Genomic DNA, 20857 nt, shown 5'->3' with positions numbered 1-20857 from the left:
TACAGGCCATCGCGGGGGCCTCGAACAGTAATCTGGAAGCGATGTCTGAACTGAATACCGACCAGCCGGTAACCCCCACCGACGACGACCGCATCGAGCAGGTCGGCGACGCACCCGCGTCGGACACCGGAGACGCGGGCACCCATGACACCGAGACCGCCGGCGGGATGACCGTCGCCGAACTGCGCGACTGGTTGCGCGGCTGGGTCTCGGGGGTCACCGGCCTGCCCGTCGACCAGATCGCCGACGACCGGCCGATGGAGGAGTTCGGGCTCGCCTCCCGCGACGCGGTGACCCTGGCCGCCGACATCGAGGACCGCACCGGTGTGGTGCTCACCGCGACCGTCGCGTACAACCATCCGACCATCGCGATGCTGGCCAAGCGCATCATCGAAGGCGACCCCGACGAGGGCAGGGCCGACGACGACCGCTTCTGGGATCGTGACCGCGCCGACGCCGACGACATCGCGATCGTCGGTTTCGCCACCCGGTTCCCGGGTGCCGGTCACACCCCCGAATCCACGTGGGAGGGGCTGATCGCGGGCACGTCGGGCATCACCGATCTGCCCGAGGACCGGTGGACCGAGTTCAGGCAGGACCCCGCGTTGGCAGAGGCCATCGCCGGGGCCAATGTGCAGGGCGGCTACCTCGACGACGTGAAGGCGTTCGACGCCGACTTCTTCCAGATGAGCCCGCGCGAGGTCGAGATGGTCGACCCGCAGCAGCGGCTGGCGCTCGAACTGAGCTGGGAGGCGCTCGAGCACGCGCACATCCCGCCGAGTGACCTCAAGGGCGCCGACGTGGGCGTGTTCCTGGGAACCTCCACCAACGACTACCAGATGCTCGCCACGATGGGGCTCGGTGACGGCGCCTCCGACACGGCGGCGTACGCGCTGACCGGTACGTCCACGTCGATCGTGGCCAACCGTGTCTCGTACTACTTCGACTTCCGTGGGCCGTCGGTCGCGCTCGACACCGCGTGCTCGTCGTCGCTGGTGGCGGTGCATCAGGCGGTGCGCAGCCTGCGTACCGGTGAGTCGTCGGTCGCGCTCGCCGGTGGCGTCAACATGATCCTCACCCCGGCTGCCAGCCTCGGCTTCGACAGCATCGGAATGATCGCCGCCGACGGTAAGATCAAGACCTTCTCCGCCGACGCCGACGGTATCGGCCGCGCCGAGGGCGGCGGTGTGTTCGTCCTCAAGCGGGTCGCCGATGCCCGCCGCGACGGCGACGCGATCCTCGCGGTGATCGCCGGTTCGGCGGTCAACTCCGACGGCCGCTCCAACGGTCTGCCCGCCCCCAACCCGGAGGCGCAGGTCGACGTGTTGCGGTCGGCGTACGCCGACGCGGCGCTCGACCCGTCGACGGTGGACTACGTGGAGGCGCACGGCACCGGCACGGTGCTCGGTGACCCGATCGAGGCCGACGCACTCGGCCGGGTCGTGGGCCGAGGCCGCCTGCCCGGCAAGCCGCTGCTGATGGGTTCGGTCAAGACCAACTACGGCCACATGGAATCGGCCGCCGGTGCCGGTGCGCTTGCCAAGGTGGTGCTGTCGTTGCAGCACAATCGGATTCCGGCGTCGCTGAACTTCACCGAACCCAATCCGTACATCCAGTTCGCCGCCAACAGCCTCGCGGTCACCTCGGAGGCCACCGACTGGCCCCGCTACAGCGGGCACGCCATCGCCGGAGTCTCCGGCTTCGGGTTCGGCGGCACGAACGCACACATCGTGGTCCGCGAAACCCTCCCCACCGACCTGGCCCCCTTGCCCATTTCGCCGGTTGAGGTGCCCCTCTCGTCGGTTGAGGTGCCCCCCTCGTCGGTTGAGGTGCGAGGAGCGCAAGCGACGAGCCTCGAAACCTCCCCCGCCGACGATGTCAGCGACGACGATGACGAGTACCTGACCGAGGCCGAGCGCGCGATCCTCGCCGCCGAGGCACGCAAGGCCGACACCGCCGCCGAGACAACCGACACCGACCCCGCCGACGGCTTCGCCCCGTGCGCGGCCGAGGGCGCCGTGGTACCGCTGGTGGTCTCGGGCTTCCTGCCCTCGCGCCGGCGCAAGTCGGCCGCCGACATCGCGGATTGGCTGGAAACCGAAGCGGGACAGTCGGCGTCGCTGGTGAGCGTGGGCCGTACCCTGGCCTCGCGCAACCACGGCCGCTCGCGCGCGGTGGTGATGGCCCGCTCGCACGAGGACGCGATCAAGGGGCTGCGCGCCATCGCCGACGGCAAGTCCAACCCGATCGTGTACTCGGCCGACGCACCCGATGCGGCGTCGGCGGTGTGGCTGCTGTCCGGTTACGGATCGCAGCACCGCAAGATGGCCAAGCAGCTGTACACCGAGAATCCGGTGTTCGCCAGGTATCTCGACCGTGTGGACGAGTTCATCGACAACGAGCTCGGCTACAAGATCGCCGATCTGGTGCTCGACGACGAGGAAACCTACAACAGCGAATCGGCGCAGGTCGGCATCTACGCCATCCAGGTCTCGCTCGCCGATACGTTGCGCCACTTCGGTGCCGAACCAGGTGTCCTGGTGCCGCATTCGATGGGTGAGGCCTCGGCCGCATACATTTCGGGCGGTCTGTCGCTGGAGGACGCCACCCGGGTGATCTGTCAGCGCTCGCGGCTGATGGCCGAGGGTGAGGCGTCGCTGTCCGAGGACGAGGTGCGCAACATGGCGCTCGTCGAGTACTCGGCCGACGACATCCGGAACGTGCTGGTGGACTTCCCGGATCTGGAGATCTGCGTGTACGCCGCCCCGACCCACACTGTGATCGGTGGGCCACCGGCACAGGTGGATGCGATCGTCGCACGGTGCGAGGCCGAGGGCAAACTCGGCCGCAAGCTGCTCACGAAGGGTGCCAGCCACACCTCGCAGGTCGAGCCGATTCTCGGTGAACTGGCCTACGAGATCGCCGGAATCACCCCGCTGCCACTGGAATACGGTATCTACAGCTCCATCGACCGGGAGGAGTTCTACCGTCCCGGCGGCAAGGCGATTCACGAGGTCGAGTACTTCCTCAAGGGTCTGCGGTATTCGGTGTGGTTCGCCCAGGCCGTCGCCAAGACCGTCGAGTCGGGCCACCGTACGTTCCTGGAGCTCTCACCCAACCCGGCCGTGCTCATCTCGGTGGCCGGTACCACCTTCGGCGCCGGCGTGCACAACGCCGAACTCATCGAGACCTTGCGCCGCAAGGAGGACGAAAGCCTCGGCTTGATCAACGCGTTGATGAAGCTGTATGTGCACGGTCACCCGGTCGACGTGTCGTCGCTGTTCGGTGTCGATGCCGCCGACCGTTCGGCGGGCTACGCCGATGTGCCGCGCACCCGATTCGAACGTAAGCAGTTCTGGCTCACCGCAAGCTATTCGGCGAGCGGTACCGGCTCGGTGCCGGGTGCGCACGTGGCCCTGCCCGACGGCAGGCACGCCTGGGAGGTCAGCGCCTCGGTGGTGACCGATCCGCGGGCGCTCGTGGCCGCCGCGGCCGGGCAGGTTCTCACCGGAGTCGCCGTGGGCGCCGTCGAGACGCATGCGCCGATCCCGGCGTCGGGCACCGTCACCACCACGCTCAGCCCGCATCCGGGCGGGGCTTCGGTGGCGCTGTACGCCAAGGACGGCAAGAACTTCCGGCTGCTGTTCGAGGCCGCCGTCACCGCCGCCGCCCCGGAGGGATCTTCGGCCGACGCGGCCGAGACCTCGCCCGCCGCGGTGTTCGCTGATAACACACTGGTCGTCGAGGAGGAGGTCGTCGAGAACGCGGGCGACCGGTGGACCGCCGAATCCGGTGAGTCCGTACATGATCGGCTGGCCACCATCGTCGGTGAGTCGATGGGCTACGACCCGCAGGATCTGCCGTTCGAGGTGCCGTTGATCGACCTGGGCCTGGATTCGCTGATGGCGGTGCGCATCAAGAACCGCGTCGAGTACGAATTCGACATCCCGCAGCTCCAATTGCAGGCGATGCGTTCGGCGTGCCTGGCCGACGTCGAGAAGTTCACCGCGTTCGCCGTCACTCATCGCGACCAGCTCGACAACCTCGCCGAAGATGCCGCCGCCGGAGGCGAACTCAACACCGAGGCGATCAACGCCTACATCGACGAGCAACTCGCCAGGGACGCCGCCGGCATCCCCACACCGGCCGAGGTCACCCCTTCCCCGGCCGAAGCGACCCCTTCCCCGGTCGAGGCCACCCCCTCGCCGGTTGAGGTGCGAGGAGCGCAGGCGACGAGCCTCGAAACCCCGCAACCCGAGAGTGTTCCCGGCGGCGACGCAACCCCCGCCGCCGACTCCCTCTCCTCCCGGGAGGCAGCGGCGGCCGCGGCAGGCTCCGATGTCCCGCCCCGCGACGCCGCCGAACGGCTGACCTTCGGCGTCTACGCGGTGGTCACCAAGAAGTCGGCCGGCGGCATCTTCAACAAGTTGCCCGTCCTGAACGAGGATGCGGCACAGGCACTCACCGACCGGCTCAACGAGCGCACCGGCGGCGACATCGACATCGAGGACATCCTCGATTCCGAGTCCATCGAGGAGATGGCGAATTACGTCCGCGAATACCTCGATGCGGCAGCTGATGTCGACGGATTCGTGCGTTACCTGCGCCTGGTGCCGGACGGGAAGAAGTCCTACGACACCACCGCGGGAGATCCGGTGCCGGTGCTGCTGTTCCATCCGGCCGGTGGCAACACCTCCGCCTACGAGCCCCTGCTCAAGCGCCTGCCCGCCGACCGGCCCGTCATCGGCTTCGACCGCGTCGAAGGGACGATGGAAGAGCGGGTGCGTCAGTACCTTCCGCGGATCCGCGAGGTGCAGCCGCACGGGCCGTACGTGTTCGTCGGCTGGTCGCTCGGCGGTGGCCTGGCCTACGGCGCGGCACAACTGATGCGTGAGCAGGGCGAGGAGGTCGCGTTCGTCGGTCTCATCGACACCGTGATGCCGGCCGAACGCGAGATCGAGACCGCCGACACGAAACGGGCCCGTCTGGAACGGTGGCGGGACTTCGCGGTCAAGACCTATGACCTCGACCCCGACGTCCCCATCCCCATGGACCGGCTCGTCGAGGCCGACGACGAAGGTCAGTTCCGGATCATCATGGAGATGGTGTCGATGTCGGGGGCCAAGATCCCCGGCGGCATCATCGAGCACCAGCGCACCTCGTTCATCGACAACCGCGCCCTGACCAACATCGAGCCGTCCCCGTTCGACGGCAAGGTGGTGCTGTACCGGGCCGACCGTATGCATGACGGCGCCATCGAACTCGACCCGCAATGGGCCACAATCGACCCCGACGGCGGCTGGGGGCCGATAGTGTCCGACCTCGAAGTGGTGCATATCGGCGGCGACCACCTGTCGATGGTCGACGAACCGTACATCTCGTCGATCGGGGCGGACCTGACCGCACGGCTGCACGGTCTTGGTAACTCCTGAGCGGGTTGGTAAGAACAATGCAGAGATCGGGGGACGCTTACCGGCGTCCCCCTGCCACAAAGCCCCGATGACGATGTCGGTGGGCTGAAGGGAAGTGAAGCGCGAATGAACACGACAGCCGAGAAGCTGGCCGACCTGCGGGCCAAGCTAGAGGCGTCACGGGAGCCCGGCGGCGCGAAGGCCGTCGCCAAACGTGCCAAGAAGGGCATTCCGTCACCGCGTGAACGGCTCGACATGCTTTTCGACCCGGGCACCTTCGTCGAGTTCGGAGCGCTCGTCAAAACCCCCGGCGCCGCCGAGTCCGGCTACGGTGACGGCGTCGTCACCGGCCACGGACTCGTCCACGGCCGGCCGGTGGCCGCGTTCTCCCACGATCAGACCGTGTACGGCGGTTCCGTCGGCGAGATGTTCGGCCGCAAGGTCTGCTACCTGATGGAATGGGCCGGAAAGCTCGGCTGCCCCATCGTCGGCATCAACGACTCCGGCGGCGCCCGCATCCAGGACGCCGTCGTGTCGCTCGCCTGGTACGGCGAAATGGCCAAACACGGAGAACTACTGTCCGGCCTGACCCCGCAGGTCTCGGTGATCCTCGGCAAATGCGCCGGTGGCGCCGTGTACTGCCCCGCCAACACCGACGTCCTGGTGGGTGTCGAGAACAACAGCTACATGTTCCTCACCGGCCCCGACGTCATCAAACAGGTCTCCGGCGAAGACGTGTCACCCGAGGATCTCGGCAGCGCCCACAACCAGGCCCGCTGGGGCAACCTGCACCATGTCGCGCCCGATGAGAAATCGGTGTTCGAATGGGTCCGCGAGTACCTGGAGTACATGCCGTCGAGCTGTCACGAACAGGCGCCGATCATCAACCCCGGTCTCGAACCGGAGATCACCGATTCGGATCTGTCGCTGAACCACTACATGCCCGACAGCGACAACGCGCCGTACGACATGCACGAGATCATCATGCGGGTGTTCGACGACGGTGCGTTCCACGAGATCGGTGAACTGTACGCGCCCAGCATCATCACCGGCTTCGCCCGTGTCGACGGCCGTTCCGTCGGCGTCGTCGCCAACCAGCCGGCCGTCATGGGCGGCGTGCTCGACACCGACAGTTCCGAGAAGGCGACCCGCTTCATCCGGTTGTGCGATGCCTACAACATCCCGCTGGTCTTCCTCGTCGACACCCCCGGTGTCCTGCCCGGCCTTGCCGAGGAACAGAAGGGCACCATCCGCCGCTCCGGCCGTCTGGGCTTCGCCTACGTCGAGGCCTGTGTCCCCAAGGTGACGGTGGTCCTGCGCAAGGCATACGGCGGCGCCTACGCCGTCATGGGCTCCAAGCACCTCGGCGCCGACGTCAACTTCGCCTGGCCCACCGCCAAGATCGCCGTCATGGGTGCCGAATCGGCCGCCGCCATCCTCACCCGCAGGCAAACCGAGAACATGTCCGCCGCCGACGCCGACCGCGTCCGCCGGGACTTCATCGAGTTCTACAACATGACCATGGCCACCCCCTTCCAGGCGGCCGAACGCGGCTACATCGACGCCGTCATCGAACCCGCTCAGACCCGTCTCGAAATCCGCAAGGCGCTGGCCCAGATCCGCGACAAGCGGCACCACATCATCGAACGTAAACACCTGCTGATGCCGATTTGATGCGGAGCTGAATGCGGCGGGCCTGAGTGCGTGAGCCTTGGACCCCCGTTCTTCCTCCCTCCTTCGCGCGGGCTCGTACCTCGCCCGGCTCAGTCGGTCGTCCGGAACGGGGCGGTCTCACACACTCAACCCGCCTGGGCGGGTTGATAATCCGGTCGTCTTGGTATCGGCCCGTTGCGGTATTCATGCGGTGAGTTGGTCTTTGGCCACTCGCCTCGACGCCGCCCGTCACCTTGATCCGCCCGTCACCTTGATCCCTGGGGCCGGAGCGGCGAAGGAGCGACGGTCTCGAAGGGCCCGGTGAGGTGAACACATGACGACACCACCCCAATGCCCTTGGGTATTGTCTCCGTGGGCGGTAGCGTCGAGCGGGTGCAGAACAGCGACGCCGTAACTGCTTCACCGGGGGATGAGACGGCGGCCCGCGCGTACCGCAGAATGCGCATGGTGGTCTCCCTGGTGGAGGTCCCGTTCGGAGCTGCGTACGGATTCAAGGGTACGACGCTCGGTGAGTATCTCGCCGACGGCTACACCATCACCACCGACGACCCGTTCGGTGGCTACCACGAGGTGTCCCTCGAAGCGTTCGCCGACGCCGACCGCAACCTCTTCCTCGACTTCCGGTTCGAGGAGGAGAAAACCCCGGGCGAACAGTGGCCCGAACTCGGCGACAACGAGGTAGCCCTCAAGGTATGGGAACTCGTCGATCAACCGGCAGAGGCGCCCGACTACGCGTCCGGGGGCGACGTGACTCCGCTGCTGCCGGAACCATCGGCAGGGCCCGCTATCGGCGAGAAGCGGCGATTCGCCGACCATGCCGACATCGCAACCCCACCGAACCCCGGCGGTTCGGCACCCCAGTAGCCGGCAAAAAGGGAACTCACAGGCTGGCAGTTCCTACCTTCAAGGGGTGGCAAAAAGGGAAATCAGGTACGGCCCGGTCCTTCTCCTGGAGGGGCCACGCACGGTGGGCAAGTCAACGCTGCTGCGAGCACTGACAGACCGGCTCGGCGGTGACATCCTGGACCTCGATGACCTCGATGACCTCGATGACCTCGATGACCTCGATGACCTCGATGACCTCGGTACCTGTGCGGCCGTAGCGCGTGACCCGGCGATGATGATTGACGTGCCGGGCCCGGTTCTTAGCCTCGATCCACCGATCGGTTTGTGGGCTGCTGTGAAAGGTGTTGAGCGTGTGCGGGGCGCTGGTGGGCGTGGATGAGTTGCCGATCTCTGATTTCGGCTTGTTTCACTGGGTTTTCGGTTCAGGGCTGGTGGGCCGGTCGGGTTAGGGTTCAGGATGCGTGTTTTCGCCTGATTGTGTTGTTGAACAACATGTCCCACTCCTGCTCCCAGGGCCATCGGGTGGGTAGGTGCAGTGTGGTGCGGCGGGCTGAGGAGGCGATACAGGCGGGTATGCAGATCAGGGTGCGCCGGATCGTGGGAGTGGTTGCTTTCGCCAAGCGTGGCCCGCCCAGGGTCGCCGCGGCGCGGGCGAGGTTGAATGCGATGACCGCACACACCAGCCACGCGGCATTCGCGCAGAACTTCCCCGACGGCAGATGCGCCAACGCCGAGGATTTCTGGTCGGCGTGAACCTGCTCGATGATCGCGTGGTCGCGGTGGGTTTTGTCGGCGGTGACGGTGTCGAGGTCGCTGGTGGTGAAGAACGCGTGAAAGCGCCACACATCAAACAGTCCACCGCGCCGCCGGTCGCGCAGATTCGAGTAGTCGACTACCCGTTGCATCGGCACCGACTCGCAGTAGCGTTTCCGAACACGAGTCCCACAATATTCAAGGAGTGCAGATCAGATGGGCGGACGATACATCACCACAGTTCTGTTGCTGTTCGGTGGTCTAAGCATATTCGGGGTGCCTGCCGCGAATGCCACAAATTTTGAATTCACCGAGCCGTTCGGGAACGGCAAGGTGTTCATGAGCGTTGGCGCCAACGCTGACCGGACAGTGTCCTATTACATAGTCAATCAAAGCGTCACGGGCACCGATCACTTTACATGCAATATGTATGTGACAAGCGTCGGTGCAAACAAGACAACGCGTATAGTGGCAGCACGCGAGATCGGAAACTATCCGAGTCCCCCTGTGGGAGGACGGAGTGCGATCGCTTTCAGTCCAGGTGAATACACCGCCAGTGGCGATTGCTATGGGTACAAAAATCCGGGTAAAATATTCATCGGAGATACGAGTTTGATATCCATCAAAAAGCAGCACTCATCAAAGTTTTGGATCGGGAGTTCCACCACTTCTAATCCACCGAAAAAGGAGCCCGAGAACAACACACAGAAGCTCATCGATCTCAAGGTCAAACCGATTAAGCCCGGCATTCGGATACCCAAGGATGTCATTGACGGTAAACCGAAGGGCACACCCAAGGAAGCGCCGAAGGAGCAGCCGAAGGCAGACGCCTGGGGCAGTCTCGAGGGCATCTTCGGCAGTTGATGTCACGCCCCACGAACCCGTTACAGGATGGTGCAATCGAGAAGGCGTCCGGGTGTCCCACGAACACTCGGACGTCTTGTCGGGAGTAGGAAGCGAAACCCCTCGGCGCGCCACCGGGCTCTCCCGGATTCGAGTAGTCGACTACTGGTGCCATCGGTGGAGGTGGCCGGGATGATGAGAATCACGAGTACAGCTCGACTTGGAGGAGTTCTGATGATTCGACTATGGACATCACTGTTGGCTGGTGTACTGCTACTGCTCGCGGGCGGGGTCACCGCTCTGGCCGGCGACGCCGGTGCAGCACCGCTCAAGCCCGAATCGAAGGTGCGGCCGGTCACCCCGAAGCTCGGCGACGGCATCAACGTTGTTGGTCGCTATTCCGCCGAGATCACGGTGCAGAGCATCGCGGGGAGAGGTGTGCCAGTTGCGCAGTTGTGGCGCGTTGACAAGGTCGACCAGCAGATTGAATCCCCCTTCGGGGGTACAACTGACTACAAGATCACCAAGGTCGGCGGGGTGCTGACCTCGGTATACGTCGGTGGCCAGGGGCGGCAGGTCTCCTACAAGTTCACCATCACCGGGTTGAAGGCATATCAACGCTATTCCGTCAACGCATGGGCAAGTGGCTCAATTGGGCCCGGCAAATGGTCGGCGATCAGTGACGTGTTCACGGTGTCGGCCGTGAACCCGGTTTTCAGGCAGACACTCCGACTCACGTACAACACGCCCGACGTCGGGTAAACGTGACTGATGATCGGCGGATCAATCTCCTGAAGACGTATTGAACGCAGTCTCGTTCTGTCCCGGGTATTTTCAGTCGGGATGTTTGCCGCCGGTTGTTGACAGGTTCGGCAACTGAGTTTGCTGTTGGTCCCGGAATCCGGGACCAACAGCAAACTCAACTCAGTTGTTGCGGACCGCCCGCATCGAACCCGGTGACCACAACCCGTGATGGGTGTCGGTGCTGATGGTCAGGTCGGCGGTGCGCTGCGGCACAAGCGGTTCCAGGCTCATGATCGAACCCCAGTCACGGGCCCAGTCGTTGCGCAGGTACGACGGCAGGACCGTCGGCGACAGTTCGTTCTCGATGATGCCGAGCGGACCGCCGTAGTCGCCGGCCATCCAGCGCTGCGAGTTGATCTCCTCGCCGATCCGGTCGGGGGCGATGCGCCACAGCGGGGTTTCCAGGACCCCGTACCGGGCGCGGGCCGGTCGCTGGCACGGGAACGCCAATGCCACCGACCAGTCCAGGAGCACCGGATCGGTCTTGCCGACCAGGTCGGTGAGGACCACCATCGTCGACATGCGCGGCGGTGTGATCGCCAACCACTGATCGGGCACCGCGGAGGTGTCGTCGGCGACCACCCGCAGCACGGTCGCACGCGGCGGTGCCTGCTCGAGCGGGAAGCGCAGGTTTCGCCATTCGGGGGCGTAGTCGGTGTCCAGCGGCACCTGCCGGCCCACCGGTGTCACCGATCCGTCGGATTCGACCCGGCCGTATTCGAGCCGCACGGTCTGTCCCTTGTGGGTCACCGACAGGTCGTCGACGTACTCCACCTGACCGGCCACCGACATCGTGATCAGCGGACGATCGGCGGTACGTTCGGGCATCTGATACCACGCCGACACCAGATGACCGGCGCCGCCGGGGGTTCCGTACGTGCCGAGGATCGGGGTCGTGGTGGGGGACAACCCGAACGGCAGCTGCTGCCGGGATCCGTTGACGCCGACCCGCTCTCCGGTGCCGCCCGCGGTGTCTGTGGAGCTGCCGGTGTTCTCGCCGGTGCCCGTGCCATCGGTATCGGTGTCGGTGCCGTCGGCGTCCTGGCCGGTCGCGTCCGGGTCCGCCGAGTCGGATTGGGTGGACGGGTCGGACTGCGAGCGGTCGACCTCGGTCCGTGCCGCATTCGACTCGTCGGCGGCGAGATCGGTGCCCACCCCGTTCGGGTCGAAGCCGGTCATCTCGTCGCCCGCCAGCGCCGCGCCGGGAGTCAGGTTGCGTTGTCCGGCAACCGTGGCCGGGGTGAGCAGGCCGTCGTTCGGCTTGTTCTCGACCAGCACGGCCTCGGCCAGCGCGCACGGCCTGCCGCGCAGCGCATCCACGTTCGACTTGCCCCATGACCATGAATGACGCTGTGTCAGATCGGCCTTGGCGAAGCTGACCAGGGTAAAGGCCAGCATCACCGCGGATACCGCGATCAGGGACGGACTGCGCAGCCGCGAGAAGACCCCGGTGGGCTTTCCCCCGCGCCGGTCGGCAGGCACGTAGTCGTCCCGGAAGTGCTGCCACACACCGAGAGCGGTCAGGCCGGCCGCCACGACCAGCATCACCGAGGCGAAGGTGATGCCCTTGATCTCGGGGGTGCTGTCGCGCCACGGCATACCGTAGTTGCCCACGTACCACCACTGGTTGCGGCCCGAGAACGCCACGGCCAGAACGTACACGCACGCCGCGGCGAACAGGGTCCGGTTGCGTCGGCGCCGCATGATGGCGCGGTCGGCGCACGCGGTGGCCACGGCGGCCAGCGCACCGGCGATCGCCGCGTAGATGCCCATCTGGTGGGTCCACTTGGTGGGCTGGAAGGCGAGCAGCGCGGTGCAACCGATCGCCATCGCCACCAGCCGCCACGTCGGCGCGGTCGCAATTCCGCTGAGCCGCCTGCGGTTGAGCAGCATGATCACCACGAGGATCACGCAGACGAAGGTGATCAGTATCCCGAATCGCCGGGCGATCGAACCGTCGGCGGTCGGGTTCATCAGCATGTAGTAGCGCAGCGGCTCCTCCCACCACTTGTTGGTGGGGCCGACCTCGCCGTTCACCCCGACACCTTCGAGGATCGGTGCGAGCGCCTGATCGGCGAAGATCAGGTACAGGATCGCCAGACCAGAGGCGAGGATCGGCATCAGCAGCGGCAGGACGCCGTCACGTTCGCGCCGGGCCATGAAGCGGCGCAGCGACGGGCGCAGCCCGGCGAGCAGTGCCACCGCGGCCATCACACCGGTCGGGTGCGCGGTCAACGTCAGCGCGGCCGCCATGATGCCGATCGTCAGCGGCAGGAACCGGCCGGTGGCGATGGAGCGTTCCACGCACACCCAGGTGAACAGGGCGCCGAGTGCGATCAGCGGCTCCACGCGCAGGCCGTTGTTGTACGGCATCCACACCGCCAGGAACACCAGCGCCGCTGCCCACAGCGCGGGTGTCGACTGCCGCACCGCCCGGCCCAGACGCGGAATCGCGAAGCGCGAGATGAGCACCCACGAGGCCAGCGCGAAGATGAACGGCAACAGCCGCAGCCACGGGGTCGCGGTGCTGACCTGCATCCACAACGACAGATAGTGGTAGTGCCAGCCGAACGGATCCTGCGGCGCGCCGAAGTACCGGTAGTAGTTGTCGAGGTAGCCCGCGTCCTTCGCGATGCGGCCCACGGTCACCTGGTAGCCGTCGTCGGCGGTGTTGGCACCGACGAACAGCCACACCAGCAGGATGCCGGCGACGAAGCCGTCGACCCAGCGGGGGCGCCACCTGCCGGTGGGCAGGCGCAGCGGCCCGGGCCTCCGGAACGCGAACCGCCGACCGTCACGGGCATCGAGGACGGCCAACGCCAGGATCGACAGGATCGTGGCGGCGATACCGAGAACCAGCACCCAGAACTTGAGCGAGGTGGGGGTGGAGATGAAGCGGGTGTCGAGGGTCGCGTGGAACGACAGCCCGTCGGTGGGGGTGTCGGCCGGCAGCGAGGTGTACACACCGATCAGCTGCGGCCGCTTGTTGGGGTCGTCGATGTCGAAGGCGTGCGGCGAACCATCCTCGGTGGGAGGAAGATTCGAGATACTGCCGTGTACGCCGTCCTCGCCGCCACGGATGTTGACCGCGCAGCCCGGCGTCGACTGCGCCTGTGCGCGTGGCGCATCGAGGAGCACCATGTTGCGCGAGGTGACCTGGAGGGAGTCGGCGGTGACGCGAACGAACAGGCCCACCTTGGCCGCTTCGGCCCCGTTCTCGGGCACCGTCGACAGCAGTACCCCGCCGGTTGCGGGCAGCATGGCTCCGAGCGAACACGGTACCGACAGATCCATCGTGACCGGAACGAAGGACACCGTCGGTGCCGCCACATTGAGGGTTCCCGCCGCCCCGGACTCGACCGAACTGCTCTGGGGCCACGACAGCTCGGCCTTGGTGTAGTCGACGGGCAGGATCGGGCTCAGCACCGCCGCCAGCACGCCCACGATCCCGGCGACGACCGCGACGATGCGGGCCCTGGGTGCCAGCCGTTCCCAGCGGTCGGCAGCCGCTCCCGAACCCACCGCTCCCGAACCCACCGCTTTCGAACCCACCGCTTTCGAACCCACCGGGGCTGTTTTCTCGCTCACCGGCGAAGTCCTCTCGTCGTTCGCATCCGCATCGCGTGCGCCTGAATCGCCTGTTTTGGGTGAATCACTCATCGTCGGCCACCACCCGGATCGGTCCCGGGCGCGACCAGCCCCACGTCGACTCGGTACCGGAGGTCACCGCGGCGGGCACGGCGGCGTCGTCGAGCGGGTGGAGACGCTGCAGGTCACCCCAGTCCTGGTACCAGTCGTTGCGCAGGTACGTCGCCAGCGACATCGGCGTGGTCAACGCCTCCACCACGGCGAGCGGACCGCCCCCGTTGACCGACATCCAGGTCCGCGATTGCAGGCCGGCGGTGGTGGTGTCGGGCAGGATCCGCCACCGGGGGATCTCACTCACACCGTCGGTCGAGGACATCGGCCGCTGGCAGGCGAACACCGCACCCACCATGAAGTCGATCAGGGCCGGATCGGACGATCCGACCACCTCGTGCAGGGTTTTGAGCTGTGCGAGTCGCGGCGGCGTCACGGCCAGCCACTGGGCGGGATCGAGGTTGTTGTCCTTGGCCACCAATCGCAGCACGGTCGCATCGCGCGGCACCCGGTCCATCGGCAGTCGCAGGTTGCGCCACGGCCCCTTGCTGCGCAACACGTCGATCAACTGTGCGGGACGACCGACCTGCACGAACCTGCCGTTCTCGGCGTTGCCGAACTCGACGGTCAGCGACTGCCCGGAGCTGACCACGCCGTCGCGGTCCGGGGTGGCGATGGCACCGGCGGCGGAGATCACGATCAGCGGCTCGTCACCCGAACGCCGTTCGGGCAGCCGGTACATGCCGGTGGTCAGCCGGGCCGTACCGGTCGCATCGGCCGAACCGAGGACCGGGGTGCTCGCCGGGTCCAGACCGAACGGCAGTGCGGCGGTGCTGCCGTTGATGCCGCGCGGCCCGGTGCCGCCGGTGGTGCCCGGGTTGACCGAGTACGAGACCAGGCCCGTCGTCAGGTCGCCGGAGGCGTGCATCGCGCCCTGGCGCTGGATCTCGCCCTTCGCGGTGAGTTCGTCGGCGACACCGTTCGGGTCGAAGCCGACCGATTCGGTTCCGCGCAGCGCGGCGGAGATGTCGCGGGTGCCGACGGGCGTCAGCATGCCCTTGTTCGGGTCGGGTTCGACGAGCACGTCGTCGGCCATGCCACAGGTGTCGCCGCGCAGCGCCGACACGTTGGTGCCGAAGATGCTGAACGTGTCCTGCCGGTCGACCGCGGCCTTGGCGAACACCGCCAGCTGGGCCAGCACCACGACGACGGCGATCAGCGCGATCGGCGACGAGGCGATCGCCACCTTCCACCACGCGGGCCGGTGCTCCTTGTCGTGGCCGAACCCGGCGTCGTCGACGTAGTCGATGCGCAGGTGCTGCCACAGCGCCACCAGCAGCGCGATCACGGCCAGCACCAACACCACGGTGGAGACCTGCTTGCCGGCCAGCACCGGCGCCTTGTCGAACCAGGGGATCCCGAAGTAATACGGCCACGGCCACGCGTTGCGGCCCGCGCTGACGATCGCGCACACGACCAGCAGGGCGGCGGCAAACAGCGAGAAGTTGCGCAGCGTGCGCCGCGCCGCCTGTTCGACCGCCACACAGGCGAGCGCGGCCAGCGCGGTGCCGAACCCGGCGAACACCCCGAACTGGATCGTCCACTTGGTCGGTACGAACGAGAGCAGCAGGACCGTGATGAGGGTGGCCCCCACCAGCCGCCACACCACCGCCGAGTCGACACCGGTGATGCGTTTGCGGCGCAACATGATCGCCAGGATCACCAGCAGTGCCGCCACCAGCAGCAGCACCGGCGCGCGGCGGACCAGCGAGCCGTCGGGGGAGGGCACCAGCAGGAAGTAGTAGCGCAGGAACTCCTGATACCAGGCGAGGGTGGGTCCGACGGCGTACCGGATGCGGACCGCTTCGGCGACCGTCGCCAGCGTCTGGTCGCGGAACACCACGATGACGACGGCGGCGAGCGATCCGGCGATCGGCGCCAGCAACGGCAGCAGGCCCACCTCACCGCGTCTGCGGACCAGGGCGCGGATCATCGGCCGCGCGCCGGTGAACAGCACGGCCAGGGCGATGATGCCCTGCGGTGCGGCGGCGAGCGTGGCGAGTGCGGTCACACCGGCCAGCGCCGCGGGCAGCACCCGTCTGCTCACCACGCTCACCTCGACCGCCCACCAGGTCAGCAGGGTGCCGGCGACGATGATCGGTTCGGCGCGCAGACCCGAACACATCGGCAGCCAGAACGCGAGGAACACCGCCGCGCCGGTGAGCATCGCCCACCGTGAGTGCCGGACGGTGCGGCCCAGTCGCGGCAGCAGCACCCGGCTCAGCAGCAGCCAGCTCAGCAGTCCGGCCACCAGTGCGGGCAGCCGCATCCAGACGCCCGCCGTCGAGATCTGCGCCCAGTGCGAGAGGAAGCTGTAGTACCAGTCGAACGGCGCCTCGGGGCTGCCGTAGTAGCGGTAGTAGTTGGCCAGCACACCGGTGTGTTCGGCGTCGCGGCCCATGTTGAGGATGTATCCGTCGTCGGCGGTGCCGCCGCCGAGGAAGTGCCATCCCACCAGCGCAAGGCCCACCGCAGCATCGACCGGGGTGGGAATCAGCGCCCGGGTCCGGCTCACCGACCGGGCAAACCTGCGGTGGTAGCCGTGGATGCGGTCGAGCATCCACACGGCAATCAGTGCGATGATCGCGGCGAGGATACCGACGATCATCACCAGCGATTTGATCGCCGTCGGCGACGAATCGAACCGGTTGTCGATGACGATCCGCGCGGACAGCCCCGCGATGGCTCGCACCTGTTCGGTGGTCAGTTGGGAGAAGATCCCGGCGATCTGCGGCTGCGAATCGGGGTCGGTCGTTCCGCCGGTCAGTCCGGCGCCGTCCTGTGCGGTGAATTCGGCGCCGGAGCCGGACGAGTCGGCCCAGATGTGCAGTTCGGTGCAGCGGCCCAGGTCCTCGCGTGCCAGCCGGGCGGGGATCTGGTTGCGGATCGACACGTCGACCCGTTCGGCACCGGCCGTCACGACCAGCCCGAGCGGTTTCGCGCGCGGTGCGGTCGGCGGCATCGTCGACAGCACCGCCGTCGAGGCGTCGGCGCGGGTCTGTGCCAGTAACGTGCACGGAATGCGGATGTCGAGGTCACGGGCGGTCTGGGCGACCAGCGGCGAGGTGACCGACGGCGTCGCGTCGGAGAGCTGCTGACCCTGCGGCCAGGTGATCGTCGCGGTCACCGTGGACACCGGCAGCAGTGGGGTCAGTACCCCGGCGGCCACCGCCACCAGCCCGGCGACGGTTGCGATGAGCGCGTACAACCGCGGGCGGGAAATACCGGTGTCAGTGCCTTCGGGGTCTGCTCTTCCTGCGGAAACGTCGTCCGATGGTGTCACTTCCGGCGATTTTGGCACAACGCGCATCGTAGTCAGCCAAGTCGTGTGATTCGCAACTCCACCCGATCTCGGACGCAGCTGGTATGCAACTGAAATGTGCGGCGACGTGCGGGATGGGCCGCCCGGCCGCATCGGGGTGTGGATCCTCACACCCCGATGCGGCCGGGCGGTCAGTAGCCCACCGACCGCATCGGGGCCGGATTCCAGAGGCCCGAACGCCGTGCGGTGCCGATGGTGAGGTCGGCCGGCGGCGCGGGCACGATCTCGGTGAACCGTTGCAGCCCGCCCCAGTCGCGGCCCCAGTCGTTGCGCAGGTAGGACGGCACCAGGGTCGCGGTGAGCATGCCGGTGCTGATGCCCAGCGGGCCGCCCGACTTGCCCGACATCCAGGTCTGGCTGTTCTTCTTGGTGGCCTCGGCGTCGGGCATGATCCGCCACCTGGGCACCTCGAGAACGCCGTGCTGGACGCGCATCGGACGCTGGCACGGGAACACCAGCCCGACCACCCAGTCGATGAACACCGGATCGGTGTCGCCGACCACCTCGTTGAGGGTGGCCAGGCGGGGCACCCGTGGCGGGGTGAGCGCCACCCACTGACCGGGTGCGGCCTTCTCGTCGACGACGATGCGCACCACGGTGGCGCGCGGCGGTGCGTCGGCGAGCGGGAACCGCAGGTTGCGCCAGGTCGGCGGGTCGATGACGTCCAGGGGAGCCAGCCGGGCCACGGGGATCACGGCCCCGTCCTTGCCGATGCGGCCGAATTCGGCGACCACCGCGCGGCCGGGCACGGCCGCGCCGACCGGATCGGTGGCGGCGACGAATCCGGCGACCGCGACCGTGAGCAGCGGTGTGTCGGCGGAACGGGTGGGCAGCGTGTACCAGGAGGTCGTCAGTGACGAGGTGCCCGATGCGGCGGCGTTGCCCAGGACGGGGGTGCGGGCGGGGTCGAGGCCGAACGGCAGCCGGGCCGTCGAACCGTTGATGCCGGGTGCCCGGCCCGTGGTCGAGGTGACGGGTGTGCTCGTCCCGGTTCCGGAACCGGCGCCGCTCTCGGGGTTCTCGCTTCCCGGGTCACCGCTCTCGGGGTCACCGCTCTCGGGGTTGTCGCTGTCGGGGTTGTCGCTGTCGGAATCGGCGGTGCCGCCGGAGTCGGTGGCTCCGCCCGACTCGTCGGTGTCCTCCTCCGTGGTTTCCTCCTCGGTGGCGTCGATCATCACCGAGTCGGGTACCCCGTTCGGGGTGAAACCGGTCGACCGGCCGGCCAGCGCGGCCGCCGCGCCGGGTGCCGGTTCACCGCCTGTCGCGGCGGGTGTGAGCACGGCCGCGTTCGGATCGGCCTCCACCAGCACGTCCTCGGCCAGTGCGCATGGATCACCGCGCAGCGCGCTGATGTTCGACTTGGCCCAGGACCACGAATCACGTTGCCCGTAAGCGCCTTTGGCAAGCGATGCCACCATGAACAACACCATCAACATGGAGATCACCGGCAGCGGAGAGAATTTCAGCTTCGACCACCAGTGGTTTCCACCACGGGTGCGGGTCTGTTCGTCGACGAAGTCGTCGCGGAAATGGAACCACAGTCCGGCCAGGGCGGTGATGATGGCCGCGGCCAGGATGACCCAGTACAGGTCGATACCGGCCAGCCGCGGTGCCCGATCCCACCACGGCACACCGTAACTGCCGACGAACCACCAGCCATTGGGCCCGGCGAACGAGATTCCGGTGATCACCAGCACCGCCGAGGCGAAGAACGTCCGGTTGCGCCGCGACCGCAGGATCGCCGGTGACATCATCGCGCCGGCCGCTGCGGCGAGCGCACCTGCGATACCCGCGTACACGCCGAAGTGGTGCGTCCATTTGGTGGGGGTGAACGAGATCAGGAACATGGTGCCCAGGGTGACCGCGACCAGTCGCCAGATCGGCGCGCGTGCAATACCGCTGGGGTGTTCGCGCCGCAGCAGCCGAAGCATCACCACCACCAGGCACAGGAGCATCGCCAGCACCCCGAACCGGCGGGCCAGGGTGCCGTCGGCGGTGGGCAGGTCGAGCCAGTAGTAGCGCACCGGCTCCTGCCACCACTCCATCGTCGGCCCCACATCGGTGGCCACCCGGTTGCCCTCCAGCAGCACCCCGAGCGGTTGGTCGGCGAAGATCTGGAACAGCACCGCCGTCCCGGCCGCGAGGATCGGCGCGAGCATCGCCGCCAGGCTGAGCCACCTGTCGTTCCGGTCGCGGCGGGTCACGACGGTCTTCACGATGGGCCGGATACCGGCGAGGAGCGCGGCCACCGCCATCAGCCCGCCCGGTGCCAGTGCCAGCGTGAACGCGGCGGTCACCACACCCAGCGCGTACGGCAGCAATCGACGGGTGGCGATGGCCCGTTCCACACAGCACCAGGTGAGTAGGGCGCCGACCGCCTCGGCGGGTTCGGGACGCAGACCGTTGTTGTATGGCAACCACATCGCCAGGAACACGAACGCCGCCGACCACACCGCGGGCGAGGAATGCCGAACGGTGCGGCCCAGCCGCCCGATCACCTCACGGCTGATCAGCCACCAGCCGAGCAGCCCGAGGGCGAATGCGGGCAGACGCATCCACGGCCCGGCCACCGATATCTGCGACATCCACGAGATCACCTGGAAATGCCAGCCGAACGGGTCCTGTGGTACCCCGAAGTACCGGAAGTAGTTGTCGGCGTAGCCGGCGTCGGCGGTGATGCGGCCGACGACGAAGTTGTAGCCGTCGTCGGAGGTGTTGGCGCCGGCGATCCACCAGAAGGTCAGGATAGCGGCGACCACCACGTCGGGCGGGCGGATGGTGAACCAGCCCGCCGGGGCGAGCGAAGCGACGGGAGATGTGACAGGCAGGAATCGGCGATGGCGGCGGCCGTCGCGTTTGTCGAGCATGTGCAGCGCCACCAGCGAGGCCAGCGTCATGGCCACGCCCAGGACGATGGCGATCAGCTTGATCGCGGTGGGGGAGGAGACGTATCGGGTGTCGATGGTGGCGTGCAGCGACAACCCGTCGCGGGGGGCGTCGGCGGGCAGTGCGGTGTAGATGCCGACGATCTGCGGACGCATCTGCTGGTCACCGAGGGTGAACTCGGTGCGCGGACCCGAATCGTCGGCGTTGTCCTGTGCGTCGGGATCCTCACGTGAGGCGGGCAGGCCGGCGAAGCGCGCCGTGGTGCCGGTGCCGTCGGCGGCGAACTCGATACGGCAGTCCGGATGTGTCTGCGCGGACCGGCGGTCGGTGCTCAGTAACACCAGATCGCGGTCGGTGACGGTGATCGAGTCGGCGGTTGCCCGGATGAAAAGCCCACGCGCCGAAGCAGATTGACCTTTCGAAGGCATGGTGGACACGAGCACCCCGCCGTCCCGGGGCAGCCGGGCGGCCAGCGTGCACGGCACCGACAGGTCCATGTCGATGGGTACGAACGAGGCCAGCGGTGCCGACACATTGCCGAGCTTGTCATTCTGCGGCCAGTTCAGTTCGGCCGTCGTCTGTGTGACCGGCAGCAGCGGCATCGCGATCGCCAGCAGTG

9 protein-coding genes and 1 pseudogene are annotated in these 20857 nt (G+C 67.3%); 6 read left to right on the top strand and 4 right to left on the bottom strand.

The genetic code is table 11. The features are described from left to right. Positions 1-41 precede the first annotated feature (41 nt). From pks13 to GII31_RS21790, 4 genes are all read left to right on the top strand, one after another. Positions 42-5432 carry a polyketide synthase Pks13 gene (gene pks13, locus GII31_RS21805; RefSeq protein ID WP_246222001.1) on the top strand — a complete coding sequence of 1797 codons (5391 nt, stop codon included), beginning with the start codon at positions 42-44 and terminating at the stop codon, positions 5430-5432. 105 nt (positions 5433-5537) lie between these two features. After that, the gene (locus GII31_RS21800; RefSeq protein ID WP_213245447.1) at positions 5538-7085 is read left to right on the top strand and encodes an acyl-CoA carboxylase subunit beta; all 1548 of its coding nucleotides are present in this window, start codon (positions 5538-5540) and stop codon (positions 7083-7085) included. A gap of 372 nt (positions 7086-7457) precedes the next feature. Continuing rightward, entirely contained in the window at positions 7458-7949 is a 492-nt protein-coding gene (locus tag GII31_RS21795; protein ID WP_213245445.1) for a hypothetical protein, read from the top strand. Between the two features lie 103 nt (positions 7950-8052). After that, positions 8053-8310 (top strand): hypothetical protein, encoded by a 258-nt coding sequence (locus GII31_RS21790; protein WP_260840186.1) that lies wholly within the window; start codon positions 8053-8055, stop codon positions 8308-8310. 73 nt (positions 8311-8383) lie between these two features. On the opposite strand, the pseudogene GII31_RS21785 reads toward GII31_RS21790, so the two are convergent. After that, positions 8384-8794, bottom strand: a pseudogene (locus tag GII31_RS21785) (transposase); the annotation flags it as partial. 106 nt (positions 8795-8900) lie between these two features. Between GII31_RS21785 and GII31_RS21780 the strand changes: the two are divergent. Then, positions 8901-9548, top strand: coding sequence for a hypothetical protein (locus tag GII31_RS21780; RefSeq protein WP_213245441.1), 648 nt, complete (start codon positions 8901-8903; stop codon positions 9546-9548). A gap of 171 nt (positions 9549-9719) precedes the next feature. Next, positions 9720-10289, top strand: a complete 570-nt coding sequence (locus GII31_RS21775; RefSeq protein WP_213245439.1) for a hypothetical protein — start codon at positions 9720-9722, stop codon at positions 10287-10289. 162 nt (positions 10290-10451) lie between these two features. Here the strand turns inward: GII31_RS21775 and GII31_RS21770 are convergent, their stop codons facing one another. From GII31_RS21770 to GII31_RS21760, 3 genes are all read right to left on the bottom strand, one after another. After that, positions 10452-13991, bottom strand: coding sequence for an arabinosyltransferase domain-containing protein (locus GII31_RS21770; protein WP_456071411.1), 3540 nt, complete (start codon positions 13989-13991; stop codon positions 10452-10454). Further along, positions 13984-17340 (bottom strand): arabinosyltransferase domain-containing protein, encoded by a 3357-nt coding sequence (locus tag GII31_RS21765; protein WP_213245437.1) that lies wholly within the window; start codon positions 17338-17340, stop codon positions 13984-13986. Before GII31_RS21765 ends, GII31_RS21770 begins: the two co-directional genes overlap by 8 nt. A 143-nt stretch (positions 17341-17483) precedes the next feature. After that, positions 17484-20840, bottom strand: coding sequence for an arabinosyltransferase domain-containing protein (locus GII31_RS21760; protein WP_407649999.1), 3357 nt, complete (start codon positions 20838-20840; stop codon positions 17484-17486). Positions 20841-20857 lie beyond the last annotated feature (17 nt).

The sequence above is a fragment of the Gordonia pseudamarae genome, assembly GCF_025273675.1.
Lineage (GTDB): Bacteria > Actinomycetota > Actinomycetes > Mycobacteriales > Mycobacteriaceae > Gordonia > Gordonia pseudamarae.
This window is presented reverse-complemented; position numbering and strand designations above follow the sequence as displayed.